This window comes from Vibrio sp. QJM3NY_39 (assembly GCF_057785895.1).
Genome location: NZ_CM173505.1, coordinates 1891659 through 1904279, shown reverse-complemented (window position 1 = coordinate 1904279; position 12621 = coordinate 1891659). Strand labels below are relative to the sequence as shown.

11 protein-coding genes are annotated in these 12621 nt (G+C 43.1%); 4 read left to right on the top strand and 7 right to left on the bottom strand.

Annotation, left to right across the window (positions count from 1 at the left end; all coding sequences use genetic code 11):
- Positions 1-5: 5 nt before the first annotated feature.
- The 3 genes from AC3CHU_RS08745 to AC3CHU_RS08735 all read right to left on the bottom strand — a co-directional run bounded on the left by AC3CHU_RS08745 (position 6) and on the right by AC3CHU_RS08735 (position 3410).
- The gene (locus AC3CHU_RS08745; RefSeq protein WP_004733636.1) at positions 6-1103 is read right to left on the bottom strand and encodes an amino acid ABC transporter permease; all 1098 of its coding nucleotides are present in this window, start codon (positions 1101-1103) and stop codon (positions 6-8) included.
- Between the two features lies 1 nt (position 1104).
- Entirely contained in the window at positions 1105-2310 is a 1206-nt protein-coding gene (locus AC3CHU_RS08740) for an amino acid ABC transporter permease (protein ID WP_004733635.1), read from the bottom strand.
- A 71-nt stretch (positions 2311-2381) separates the two neighbouring features.
- Positions 2382-3410, bottom strand: a complete 1029-nt coding sequence (locus tag AC3CHU_RS08735; RefSeq protein ID WP_488524371.1) for an amino acid ABC transporter substrate-binding protein — start codon at positions 3408-3410, stop codon at positions 2382-2384.
- A 481-nt stretch (positions 3411-3891) separates the two neighbouring features.
- Here AC3CHU_RS08735 and AC3CHU_RS08730 point away from each other — a divergent pair, with 481 nt between their 5' ends.
- A complete protein-coding gene (locus AC3CHU_RS08730) occupies positions 3892-4833 on the top strand; it encodes a precorrin-2 dehydrogenase/sirohydrochlorin ferrochelatase family protein (RefSeq protein ID WP_488524370.1) in 942 nt (313 codons plus the stop codon).
- A 181-nt stretch (positions 4834-5014) separates the two neighbouring features.
- On the opposite strand, the gene AC3CHU_RS08725 is transcribed toward AC3CHU_RS08730, so the two are convergent.
- Positions 5015-5497, bottom strand: a complete 483-nt coding sequence (locus AC3CHU_RS08725; protein WP_004733632.1) for a YajQ family cyclic di-GMP-binding protein — start codon at positions 5495-5497, stop codon at positions 5015-5017.
- A gap of 12 nt (positions 5498-5509) precedes the next feature.
- A complete protein-coding gene (locus tag AC3CHU_RS08720) occupies positions 5510-6568 on the bottom strand; it encodes a 3-deoxy-7-phosphoheptulonate synthase (protein ID WP_171312407.1) in 1059 nt (352 codons plus the stop codon).
- Positions 6569-6775: 207 nt separating this feature from the next.
- On the opposite strand from AC3CHU_RS08720, the gene AC3CHU_RS08715 reads away from it, so the two are divergent.
- Together AC3CHU_RS08715 and AC3CHU_RS08710 are read left to right on the top strand one after the other, a co-directional pair.
- On the top strand, positions 6776-7663 hold the full coding sequence (locus AC3CHU_RS08715; RefSeq protein ID WP_488524369.1) for a putative PEP-binding protein: 888 nt from the start codon (positions 6776-6778) through the stop codon (positions 7661-7663).
- 176 nt (positions 7664-7839) lie between these two features.
- On the top strand, positions 7840-8325 hold the full coding sequence (locus AC3CHU_RS08710) for a PaaI family thioesterase (protein WP_488524368.1): 486 nt from the start codon (positions 7840-7842) through the stop codon (positions 8323-8325).
- Positions 8326-8436: 111 nt separating this feature from the next.
- Here AC3CHU_RS08710 and AC3CHU_RS08705 read toward each other — a convergent pair whose 3' ends face one another.
- Positions 8437-9792, bottom strand: coding sequence for a hypothetical protein (locus AC3CHU_RS08705; protein WP_004733628.1), 1356 nt, complete (start codon positions 9790-9792; stop codon positions 8437-8439).
- Positions 9793-9820: 28 nt separating this feature from the next.
- On the opposite strand from AC3CHU_RS08705, the gene AC3CHU_RS08700 reads away from it, so the two are divergent.
- Positions 9821-10729: a CvfB family protein gene (locus AC3CHU_RS08700; RefSeq protein ID WP_004733627.1), complete on the top strand. Its 909-nt coding sequence runs from the start codon at positions 9821-9823 to the stop codon at positions 10727-10729.
- 304 nt (positions 10730-11033) lie between these two features.
- Here the strand turns inward: AC3CHU_RS08700 and rsmF are convergent, their stop codons facing one another.
- On the bottom strand, positions 11034-12455 hold the full coding sequence (rsmF, locus tag AC3CHU_RS08695; protein ID WP_171308302.1) for a 16S rRNA (cytosine(1407)-C(5))-methyltransferase RsmF: 1422 nt from the start codon (positions 12453-12455) through the stop codon (positions 11034-11036).
- Positions 12456-12621 lie beyond the last annotated feature (166 nt).

Here is a 12621-nt window from a genome sequence, read left to right as displayed (position 1 = left end):
GTTAATTATCGTTTGTGACCGGTGTGAAGTCTGTTTTCTAGCCAAATCGAGTATCTCGACATGCCAAAACAAAACACCCAGAACACTAACGCGACAAATACATAACTTTCTGTTGAAAACCCAAGCCATTCAGGATCGGTATTCGCGGCTTGGCCAATTCCCAATACATCAAACATACCGATAATCAAAACCAGACTGGTATCTTTGAACAAACCAATAAAGGTATTCACAATTGAAGGAATCGTGATTTTAAGAGCTTGAGGTAGAATGATAAGCCCTGTTTTTTTCCAGTAGCTCAACCCTAAAGCATCAGCGGCTTCATATTGACCTTTTGGTATTGCTTGCAAACCGCCGCGGATTACCTCTGCCATATAAGCCGCACTGAATAGTACTACCCCAACCAGCGCTCTGATCAGTTTATCGGTTTCCATCCCTTCTGATAAAAAGAGCGGAAGCATTACCGAGGCCATAAATAGAACCGTAATCAGCGGTACACCACGCCAAATTTCGATGTAAACGGTACACATACTGCGGATGATCGGCATCTCTGAACGACGCCCAAGTGCCAATGCAACGCCAATAGGAAGTGACACTACAATACCAACAAGTGCTATGATCAGCGTAACCAGTAGACCGCCCCATTTATGGGTATCAACAACCTCTAGTCCAAATACACCACCGTATAATAAGCCAGCAATGATAAACGGGTAGATGTTTACGAAGAACAACCAAATCCACGTGCGCTTAGGTGTTTTTTCGTAAGCTAACAAAACGACAAAAATAGCTAACGTTGCGTAGAAAAGGCGAGGGCGCCACAGTTCAGCTTCTGGATAAAAGCCGTACATGAATTGGTCCCAACGAACACTAATGAAAACCCAACAAGCACCGTCGCTAGTACAGGCATCGCGTGTTGTTCCAATCCAATCAGCATTAATGAATGCCCAATCTGCTATTGCCCACAATAAAGTGAAAGCAAAATAACCAAGGACCACAGTGACGACACTGTTAATTGGTCCATTAAATAGATTTTTTCTTAACCAACCGACAGGTCCAACAGTATTCGCTGGAGGCGGAAGATCAGGTTGAAATTGATGTGTACTCATCTTATCTCTCCACCAACGCTACTTTGCGGTTGTATATGTTCATTAGAGCGGATGTTAATAGGCTTAGAGTCAGGTAGACGCCCATTGTCATCGCGATTACTTCGATAGCTTGTCCAGTTTGGTTCAATGTTGTCCCTGCAAATACAGACACAAGATCGGGATAACCAATGGCCATCGCAAGTGATGAGTTTTTGGTCAGATTCAAATACTGACTGGTTAATGGTGGAATGATAATTCTTAATGCTTGTGGAATAATCACCAACTTGAGCGTTCGTGTTCTAGGGAGACCTAGAGACATCGCAGCCTCTGTTTGCCCATGGTTTACCGCGTTAATACCTGAACGCACAATCTCGGCGATGAACGCTGCTGTGTAGATACTTAAAGCAAGCATCAACGCTGCTAATTCAGGAATGATGCTAATACCGCCCTTGAAGTTAAACCCTTTCAAAACTGGGTACTCCGCAGAGATAGGCATGCCCATAACAAAGTAAGTTACCAACGGTAAGCCCACAATCAGTGCCGCAGCAATTCGCAACATTGGTGTTTGTTGGCCAGTTAGCTTTTGTTTGTTATTAGCCCAGATGTTGATAACAAAAGTAGCGATGACACCAGTAATCAATGATGCGATCACGATGCTACTGCCTTGCTCTAACACTGGTGCAGGGAAGTACAAACCACGTACGTTCAAGAAAATGGCTTCACCAAGGCTCATACTTTGACGAGCAGAAGGTAAGGCTTGTAGAACGGCGAAATACCAGAAAAAGATTTGCAACAGAAGAGGGATGTTTCGGAATATCTCAATATAGATAGCTGCAAATCGGCTAACTAACCAATTTGACGAGAGCCTTGCAATACCCATACTAAAGCCCAGTACCGTGGCTAACATGATGCCGAGTACAGAAACCAAAGCGGTATTGAGAAGACCGATAAAGAATGTACGACCGTATGAGAATGTTTCGTCGTATTCAATCAGTGTTAAGCCGATACCAAAACCAGCTTCTTGGGATAAAAAATCAAAACCAGTGGCGATACCACGGGAATCTAAGTTAGTGAGTGCATTATTTACAATGGTGTAGAAGAAAGCACAAAGGGCCCCGACAGCGAGAATTTGGAAAACAATTGAGCGAAAAGTGGGGTTGTAAAAAAGGTTGGCACTTTTGGGCTGTGGCTTTGCCTGAGCTGGAGAAATAGTTTCATTAGGTTTCATACTGCTATAACCTCAAATCCATTTAATAAATAGGGCGGAAAAGTCCGCCCTAATTGATGCTTGTAAATTTATTAACGGATTGGTGGAGCGTACATAAAGCCGCCCGCATTCCATAGTGCGTTTACGCCACGAGAGATCTGTAGTGGTGAACCTGTACCAACAGTACGTTCGAAGCTCTCACCGTAGTTACCAACTTGTTTAATGACTTGGTAACCCCAATCGTCACGAATACCAAGGCCTTTGCCTTTAGGACCGTCTACACCAAGAATACGTTTGATGTTTGGATCTTTTGACTTAAGCATTTCGTCAGCATTCTTAGAAGAGATACCGTACTCTTCTGCGTTAATCATTGCTGAAAGTGTCCATTTAGCAACGTTGAACCACTTGTCATCATCTTGACGAACAACAGGGCCTAGTGGCTCTTTAGAGATGATTTCAGGAAGTACCTGTGCAGATTTAGGATCAGCTAAGTTTAGGCGAAGTGCGTATAGACCAGATTGGTCAGTCGTTAGCACATCACAACGACCCGCGTCGAAACCTTTAGATGTTTGTGCTGCCGTATCGAATACCACTGGCTTGTAAGACATGCCACTGTTTCGGAAGTAATCGGCTAGGTTAAGTTCAGTTGTTGTACCTGATTGAACACATACAGAAGCGCCATCAAGTTCTTGGGCACTTGTAAGACCGAGTGCTTTCTTAACCATGAAGCCTTGACCATCGTAGTAGTTAACGCCTACGAAGTTCAGACCTAGAGCAGTGTCACGATGTAGTGTCCATGTTGTGTTACGAGATAGTACGTCGATTTCGCCAGATTGAAGCGCGGTAAAACGCTCTTTTGCTGTTAGAGGTACATACTTAACTTTAGTTTTGTCACCGAGTACAGCCGCTGCAAGCGCTTGACAATACTCAACATCGATTCCTTCCCATTCACCTTTTGAGTTAGGGTTAGAGAACCCTGGAAGACCGGTACTTACACCACAAGTTAAAAAGCCTTGAGATGTGACTTTGTCCAGAGTGCTTTCTGCCGCTGATGCTGATGTTGCCATCATCGCAGTTGATGCAGCTACTACTGAAGCAAGAAGTGTTAGTTTATTTGTCATTTGTATCCTTCCTTGTTAACCAGGTGACACCTGATACTCGTGCTCATTTGAGTTTTTCTATATGTGTTTAGTTTTCTATGACCTTGTTACTCAAATCAAACTGGTTGCATTTTGCAAATGAAACTGTGTGCGATTTAAACAACTATTTATAAGGTTAGGAAAGGATCCGTACTTTCACAAATGTATAATTTAAAAAGAATTTTGAATGAAATCACAAATCCGAACACAATTAGAATGACCAAATGTTAACTTAATGTAAATAGTGCAGCGCTTCACACTGTTGGTGCAACGAGATTTAGATTTTTATATTGACAATTGACTAGGTTAATATTCTGAATCAATGTCACAATGATGAAACATTAAACTTCAAAAAGATTGAAATTTGGTGAATAAATATTTTTATTGCACTTGGATAGTTATTAATATGCTCCAAATTTGGTAGCATGGCTGAATAGTTATTGAAGTCACCTCAAGGAAGAACATGCGTTATTTCCCAATGTTTTTAGATGTAGAAAATAAGCCGATCTTAGTGGTAGGTGGGGGTGAGGTTGCTTGCCGAAAAGTCGATAGCTTGTTAAGAGCTGGGGCGGATGTCACGTTAGTGTCCCCAAAGGTAGAGCCTTACTTAAAGCAGCTTGTCGATGATAATAAATTACATTGGATTCAAAATTTTTACTCTTCACAACTTATCTCGAAAAACTACTTACAAGTGTGGGCAACAACAGACAACCCAAACCTAAATCATCAAGTATATAATGATGCAAAAAAAATGGGTATTCTTGTCAATGTGGTCGATGACTTACCCTATTGTGACTTCATCACTCCTTCAATGATAAATCGCGGAAGAATCCAAATTGCGATCTCAAGTGGGGGCGCATCACCTGTTTTAGTGAGAAATATTAGAGAAAAACTCGAAACCGTCTTGCCTCAGAATATTGGTTTGATCGCAGACTTTGGTGCATCAAAACGCAATTCGATTAAAGAGTCCTTTCCTACGGTTGATGAACGCCGCAAATTCTGGGAACGCTTTTTGGCATCCAGTTTTATCAACCAAGTGACGGATAGGGAGCAACTTGAATCGTATTATCAACAGTCGCTGACGGAGCAAGTTGATAATGAAGGTCAGGTAACTTGGATTGAATTTGAGCAAGACGTTGAGTTATTACCTATGAAGGCCCTCCGTTTGATGCAAGAAGCTGAGTTAGTGCTTTCACCGAGCGATTGTCCGTTTGAATTTGTTGACCTATGCCGCCGAGACGCAGAAAGAGAAGGTTATGCTGACAGTGGAGAGCTGTCGACCAAGCTTGAGCAAGCGAGGGCCGAGAAATTGCGAGTGTGTGTCTTTATTCCACCAGCGAGTGTTGAGTTCAATTTACTGGCCGGCAAAGACCTTAAACTGTCTGTTGCCAAAGTGCTCAGTTGAGTTGATAGATTTTAGTTGAAGTGAGCGCTTTCTAGTTGTTTGAAATCGGCTAGAGACGCTGAATAAGAATGACCCGATAAATAAAAAGCCACTTCCCAAAGAAGTGGCTTTTTGCTATTTCGAACACGACATTGTGCTGATGAATGAGCAACCCAAATAAGCGGTCGCTCAAACTCAAAAATTAATCACGGAAGTTGTCAAACTGGAAAGGTTGACCAAGTTCACCGCTGCGAACTAGAGCCATAACAGCTTGTAGGTCATCACGCTTCTTACCGGTTACACGAACTTTGTCGCCTTGGATAGAAGCTTGAACTTTAACTTTGTTGTCTTTGATTAGCTTAACGATTTTCTTAGCGACATCCGTTTCGATGCCTTGCTTAAAGATAACCGTTTGGTGCCAAGTGCGACCTGTTTGGTCTGCCGCTTTCGCTTCCATCGCGTTAGGATCAACATTACGCTTTGTTAGGTTGCTACGAAGGATATCGCGCATTTGCTTCAGTTGAAAATCGTCTTGAGCAGTCAATTTTACTGATTCATCTTTGTAATCAAAGCTTGCTTCAACGCCGCGAAAATCGAAACGAGTCGACAGTTCACGGTTTGCGTTGTCTACCGCGTTACGCAGTTCTACTGCTTCTACTTCAGAGATAATGTCAAATGATGGCATTGTGTTATTTCCTTAAGCTAAGTTTCTATCTTTAATTGCTGTTGCAAGCATATCTAGCATTGTTGCAGTATCTTCCCAGCTTAGGCATGGGTCAGTAATAGACTTGCCGTATTCTAGGTTGTTGATATCTGTCATTGGCTGGTTGCCTTCAACAATGAAGCTTTCTGCCATGATGCCTGCAATTTGATTCTTGTTAGATTTGATTTGCTCACAAATGTCTTGTGCAACTTCTAACTGTTTACGGTGTTGTTTCTGACAGTTAGCGTGGCTAAAGTCTACAACCAAACGTTGAGGTAGATCGAATTCAGCCAGTTGCTTACATGCGTTATCTACAGATTCAGCATCAAAGTTAGGGCCTTTATCACCACCACGTAGAATTACGTGACCGTATGGGTTGCCAGAAGTACGGTAAACCGTCATACGGCCGTTCTTATCTGGAGAGTAGAAGTAGTGTGATGCATGCGCAGCACGAATCGCATCAATAGCAATTTTGATGTTGCCGTTAGTTGCGTTCTTGAAACCAACTGGGCAAGACAGTGCAGAAGCCATTTCACGGTGAATCTGAGATTCAGTCGTACGAGCGCCAATTGCGCCCCAAGTGATAAGGTCTGCGATGTACTGACCGGTGATCATATCAAGGAATTCAGTCGCGGTAGCTAGGCCAAGCTTGTTGATATCTAGTAGAAGCTTACGAGCTTTGTTCAAGCCTGTTTCAAGTGCATATGACCCATCAAGGTTAGGATCGGTAATCAAACCCTTCCAACCTACAACAGTACGAGGTTTCTCGAAGTAGGTTCTCATTACAACGAACAGTTCACCTTTGTACTGGTCTTGAATCTGACTTAGACGCTCAGCGTAATCAAGTGCCGCTTCTGTATCGTGAACAGAGCAAGGGCCTACGATAACTAATAGGCGGTTATCACGACCCGTTAGAATATCTTCGATTTGGCGGCGAGAATTTTTAATGCGCTCAGCAACGTCGTCAGTAATAGGATGTGCATTGCCTAGTTCGGCAGGAGTTGGCATAGGACCCAGAGCTTGGGTTCTCAACTCATCAGTTTTTAATGGCATGTGATGGCTTTTTTATTCTATTGCGAAGTGGTTAAGATAACGGAATTGAACAGAGGAATAAACTCTCTTAAGTCAAAGTTATCTCTGTTATTGCTAATATTCTTATTTTTATCAGCAGGCCAGCGCCAAATAAGGGATTTTCACTTGTATTAACAGGCAGCTATCGGTATTTTCGTTTGAACACAACATAAAAATGCTGGAGCAGCAATGACTCAAGAAAATCAAAGCACTTTGCACCCAGAACTAGTCTTAGGTGATGTGCTGCCTTCTTACAACGATAATAATAATTCTAACCACTTATACGTTTCATTATCTGAATTGGTTATGGATCGTATCTTCTATCACCCAAGTATTGAAAGTCATTTAGATACACTGACTGATATCGAAAAAACCTCTTTAGATGCGATCCTTGGCGATAAAACAGTCGATGAGCATTTTGTTTCGACCTTAGTGATTGCCATCCAAGCTGCCGTTCAGCCAAATCATACCTCTGTTCGTATCGCGTTAAGTAATGCTGACAGCTATGGCTTCCGTTCACTACTTGGTGGTAGCTGTGAAGCCGAAGAGATAAACCCGGCACTAGGTGTTCGAGGGGTTGCTCGTTATGCAACATCAGAGTACAGCAAAGCATTCGCTTTAGAGTGTCAGGTAATTAAAGCGTTGCGAGAGCAGGGTATTAACGTTGAAGTGGTTGTACCGTATGTACGAGCATTAAGCGATGCCGCTAAGATTATTGATTTGCTTGCAGAGCAAGGCTTACCGCGAGGCCTTAATGGTTTGAAAGTACTGTTCTCGTGCGATGTGCCGTCTGCAGTGCTACTGAGCGAAAGATTGCTGCATTACTTTGATGGTGTTGTAGTGAACGTTGATAGCTTAGCGTCTTTCACTTTAGGCGTGGACAAGCACAATGAAGCTCAGCAACACGCTTTTGATCCACAAAACGAGGCAGTTATTACCTTGTTGAGTATGATTGTTAAAGCAACGCTGAACGCGAAGAAGCCCATCCTGCTTGTGACTCAAGGCTTGGTGGACTACCCGCGTCTACAAGGCTTCATCGCTGATCTTGACGGTGTAGAGACAGTCGTTACTGCATAGACCAGCTTATTGTCTAAATAAATCAACTTGCTGTATGAGTTTATTTAAAGCAATAAAGCTTTGAGAATGAAAGAGATATCATTATGCGATGACATCTCTTTTTTGTAACATTTTTTTGACATCTCTAGCGCTAATCGATTAACTGGTCTGATGACTTATTTGACTAGGTAACTCGAATGTTGACCCCTCTACAAAAAGCAAATTTCTACTTGAGCATGTTTGGCTTTTTCAAAGTGCCTCTGATCTGGCTATGCCGACCAAAGCTGCTCGCGCTGGATAATCATCATGTTGAAGTGAAAATTCCTCTCAAAAGACGAACTAAGAACCACCTCAATAGCATGTACTTTGGTGTGTTAGCTGTAGGTGCTGATGTGGCGGGAGGCTTTCTTGCAATGAGTAAATCCCAGCAGCAAGGCGAAAAGATCTCGCTGGCATTCAAAGAGGTGACAGGTAACTTCTTGAAGCGCCCGGAAGGTGACGTACACTTCACTTGTAACGATGGTGAGCTGATCAACACTATGCTGGCTGAAACTATGTCTACTGGCGAGCGTGTGAATCAACCCGTGACCATAATCGCGACTTGTCCGTCTTTGCATGGCGACGAACCAATGGCGGAGTTCACGCTGACGCTTTCGATTAAGAAAGTTCCTTCTAGAAAATAGCTCGGAAGTATAAGGTTGGGCGGAATCTGAAGATCATAATTCAACAGAAGGCAATCGTTGAATGAGTGGAAGGGCGGTATGTGAATCTAGTATCCACATACCGTAACAACGCTATGACTCTTGAGTGATTTGCTCGATATCAACGATCTTTGAACGGTTCATTACGATTTTCCAACGGTAATAGGTCGGTTCAGTATCGTGATTGTTCTCTTTAATGATCAGGTTGAGCAGGTGACGCTTTTCGACAGACTCACGGCTTACTTGCCCTTCATTCAGGCGATATACGTTATTTGATCCCTTGTCCATCAAGCGTGTCAGCGCTCTCAGGCTGATCGATAACGTTTCACGAGTCTCCTCGTAACCACTCATGAATGTTGACGTCGACATCTCGGTATGTGAACGATAGTGCAAGACTTGCTCTTCACGCTGAACGACACGTTTCTTACGTATTGATTGAATACGGTCAGCTAACTTGGAAAAGTTCGCATAGTCCAACCATTCAAGCTTGTGGCCGACAGATTTATTGGTTGTTGGGTCAAAGTAGCGACGCTTCCACTTGGGTTTGCCTTTACGAAGCCAACGCCAAAGGATGTCTCTCAAGTCATCTTTAAATATTTCACGCAGTGCGTAGATAAATGACATCGACACGATGAAAGAAGCGGTAATCTCTCCTAGAAAATCACGAGCCAATATGACGGTTGTCGTCACGACCACCATGACTAAGCCTGTCGCAATACCTTTAACTGCACGCTTAACGTTTTTACCCATGGAGGTGGTCTTCTCCTTGAGTACGATAGGGTGTTCTATCAAACGTCGCAGCAGTCGCATCTTGTTACTCAGGCGCGTTACGTCTTCACGAACTTTGGCTGAGTTATAGCGGTTAAGTTTACGATGGGCTGTCTCTTTGTCACACAGCGTCAAGAGTCGCTCTTTTATCGTCGAGTACTCACTGCCACGCGGCATATGAGAGACCAGAGATAAGAATTTTTGCTCTGTGTACCAAGAAAGATAGTTATCAATGTTTGCGTAGTAGCGTTTGAGGTTTTCTTCATAAGGAATACTTCGGCGAAGCTTCTTCAAGATGTCTAACGCGAGCTCAATGACTTCATCAACCTCATCCGCTGTTACGTCGTCACTATCAGTCTTATTTAAGCTGCTCACGGCTTTATCTAAAGCAATAACATATTGATATGCGAACAAACTCAAACTCACACGATACTGTGTCGTTGATAAGCGTCCACGTTTTGCCAAGCGACTGTGTACCAAAGGTAACAGTGTCTTGTCACTGTAGTAGGCGCGCTTTTGAGTAATTGAGCTGTAGAAAAAGGCACTTTCAGAAAGTACTTCGGGAGTGAGTCCGAGTTCACCGGGAATGAATAGATAAACGTCCATGTCGAGCTTTTTGGTCTTCGCCATTGCATGGTTAATTTTGAGTGTTATCGCATCTTGTTTATCAACGGTGATCAACGATGTCTCCTAGAATGTAAAAATATGAATGAAACTAGCGAAAGCATATCAGAGATCACGTATAATCACCGCCAAATTTAAAGTAGAGAAAATCTTGATGATTAATATTGGTCAAATAAACAACTTAGAAGTAGTAAAGCAAGCCGACTTCGGTGTATTCCTTGACGCTAGCGACTATGGAACCGTGTTGCTGCCAAAACGATTTACTCCTGAAGGTGTTGAAATTGGTCAAAAACTGGATGTTTTCTTATACATTGATTCTGACAACCAGATCGCTGCAACGACTGAAAAACCAATTGCTCAAGTAGGGCAGTTTGGCTTGATGACGGTTGAAGGCGTAAACAGCACCGGTGCATTCATGAGCTGGGGCGTGAAAGGTAAAGATCTTCTTGTTCCTTTCAGCGAGCAACGTGGCCGTTTAAACGAAGGTCAGTCAATCTTAGTATATGTGTATATTGATAAAGCATCTAGCCGCATTGTAGGTACAACAAAGTTCAACAAGTGGTTAGACAACACGCCTGCGACTTATAAGCAAAACGAGCAAGTGGATCTCATTATCGCTGAGCGCAGCCAGTTAGGTTACAAAGCTATCGTGAACGGTGAGCACTGGGGCATGATTTTCCCATCAGACATCATCGGTAAGCTGTTCATCGGTAAAGCGCTAAAAGGCTACATTAAAAACGTTCGTGAAGAAGACGGTAAGATTGACTTGTCTCTTCAGAAAATTGGTGTGGCTAAAATGGATGACCTAAGCACTAAGGTTCTCGATCTGCTTGAGAAGAAAGGTGGTTACTTACCTTTGAATGATAAATCTTCTCCGGAAGTTATTTTCTCTGCATTCAGAACCAGCAAAGGTACGTTCAAGAAGACAATTGGTGGTTTGTACAAGTCTGGCAAGATCACTATCGACAAAGAAGGCATCAGCCTAGTTAAATAAGCGAGCTTGTCGGTCAAAAAAAAGCCCAAACCTTCCTGTTTGGGCTTAGGGGAAAGGGCTCCGAAGAGCCTACGCTAATCGTTTTAATTCTTTGACTGTTAGACTGAAGTCTAGTTTAAATTCCCTAATAAGCGATTTTTGTTATTGGAAATAGTGACTTGAATTGATATTTGTGTAACTAAGTGTTGATTTTTCAGTGCTTCCCTTGAAGTGAACTAGCCGACAAGAATAGAAAAAGCCCAAACAATGAAGGTTGTTTGGGCTTTTTGTTTTTCTGAGTACAGTGTGAGCTTTAATCGAACGACTAGAACAGGTTTTTGTCGCGAACTAGCTCTCTTGGTAAGCCGTTCTTCACTCGGTTACCTACCCATTTACCAAGGCCGATAATTGCGCCGTTGTATTTTACTAGCACTTCGCCTTTGCCTGACAAGCCTTCTGGGCGAACATCTCGTCCCATGAACCATTCTCGAGCATCTTCGATGCTGAGGTCGACAATGTTAGCTTCATTACCTGTCGCGAGTGTTGTCGCAACTTGGTGCTGCCAGCGGTAACCTTTTTTATGGGTTTCGGCGATCTTGATGCCCATGCGAGAGAAACGGAACTCACCGATCATAGGTTCTAGCGCTTCCGGGAATAGCCAAACGTCTTTGTCACGAATCCAAACTTGAGTATCTCTTGGTAGTTCGATATCGAGTGCGCCCAGCAGTTGTTCAGCGACTTCTTGCTGAGCTTTCTTTGACGCTTTTTCAAATGGGAACTTACCCATGCGTTTTTTAACTTCTGGTGGAGTCACAGATGCTAGTTTACGGATACGTGCAACAAAGAAACCTTCAGAGTCATACACCTGAGGGAAGATGTGAAGAAAGCCTTCTTCAGTCGTCGTTGCTTTTGCGTTGTCGAACAGTGATTCAAGAGATTCAAACTCAACCGCATCACCAAAGGTTTCTTTTAGGTGATGGCACACTTGTTGGTTCTCTTCAGTGCTTAACGTACATGTTGAGTAAACCAAAACACCATTAGGTTTAAGAGCATGGAATGCACTTTCAATCAGGTCTTTTTGCGTGTCGGCAATATCGACTACAGATTGATACGTCCAGTTCTTCATCGCATCAGCGTCTTTACGAATGGTACCTTCGCCAGAGCAGGGTGCATCCAGCAAGACAGCATCAAACTGTTCTGGCAACCAACCACCGAAAACTCGACCATCGAAGTTACTGAGTGCGGCATTACGAACGCCACAACGTTCGATGTTGGCGTGAAGTACTTTCACACGGCTTGCAGCGTATTCATTGGCAACCAACACGCCGCGATTATTCATTAGCGCAGCGATTTGCGTTGTTTTAGAACCGGGTGCAGCAGCAGTATCTAGCACGGCTTGGTAATCAGCTTCGCCTTGGAAAAGTGCAGAAGGTGGCATCATAGAACTGGCTTCTTGGATGTAGAAAAGACCAGACATGTGTTCTGCCGTATTACCTAGAGGCGCTTCACTTTCATCGGCTGTAATCCAAAAACCTGTTTCACACCAAGGTACAGGTTCCAGTTCCCAGCCTTTCTCTTTTGCTCGTACTAGGAAGTCTTCAACACTGATTTTCAGTGTGTTGACTCGAATACTTTTACGAAGTGGTTTTTGGCATGAGGCAACAAAAGAAGCCATATCTAGGTGACTAGGCATGATCGCTTCGATGTGCGTTAGGAATTCTTCAGGAATATATACGTTAGCGTGCAAAAGAGTATCTCGAATTATTGCATTAATGCGGGGAGTTTAAAGCAAAATGAGGTCGTCCTAAACCATATTTACGGCAAACAACAAAAATGCAGCCGAATGGCTGCATTTTGATGAAGAATTAATCTTCGTTAAGCTGTATTAATTTGCATGGGGCTTCTGAGGATTC

What these genes read in the sequence shown, in the direction of transcription:
- AC3CHU_RS08715 (WP_488524369.1), top strand. Translation starts at nt 6,776, where the DNA reads ATGACTCAAGAAAATCAAAGCACTTTGCACCCAGAACTAGTCTTAGGT.
- AC3CHU_RS08735 (WP_488524371.1), bottom strand. Translation starts at nt 3,410, where the DNA reads ATGACAAATAAACTAACACTTCTTGCTTCAGTAGTAGCTGCATCAACT.
- AC3CHU_RS08700 (WP_004733627.1), top strand. Translation starts at nt 9,821, where the DNA reads ATGAAACTAGCGAAAGCATATCAGAGATCACGTATAATCACCGCCAAA.
- AC3CHU_RS08720 (WP_171312407.1), bottom strand. Translation starts at nt 6,568, where the DNA reads ATGCCATTAAAAACTGATGAGTTGAGAACCCAAGCTCTGGGTCCTATG.
- AC3CHU_RS08710 (WP_488524368.1), top strand. Translation starts at nt 7,840, where the DNA reads ATGTTGACCCCTCTACAAAAAGCAAATTTCTACTTGAGCATGTTTGGC.
- AC3CHU_RS08730 (WP_488524370.1), top strand. Translation starts at nt 3,892, where the DNA reads ATGCGTTATTTCCCAATGTTTTTAGATGTAGAAAATAAGCCGATCTTA.
- AC3CHU_RS08740 (WP_004733635.1), bottom strand. Translation starts at nt 2,310, where the DNA reads ATGAAACCTAATGAAACTATTTCTCCAGCTCAGGCAAAGCCACAGCCC.
- AC3CHU_RS08725 (WP_004733632.1), bottom strand. Translation starts at nt 5,497, where the DNA reads ATGCCATCATTTGACATTATCTCTGAAGTAGAAGCAGTAGAACTGCGT.
- AC3CHU_RS08745 (WP_004733636.1), bottom strand. Translation starts at nt 1,103, where the DNA reads ATGAGTACACATCAATTTCAACCTGATCTTCCGCCTCCAGCGAATACT.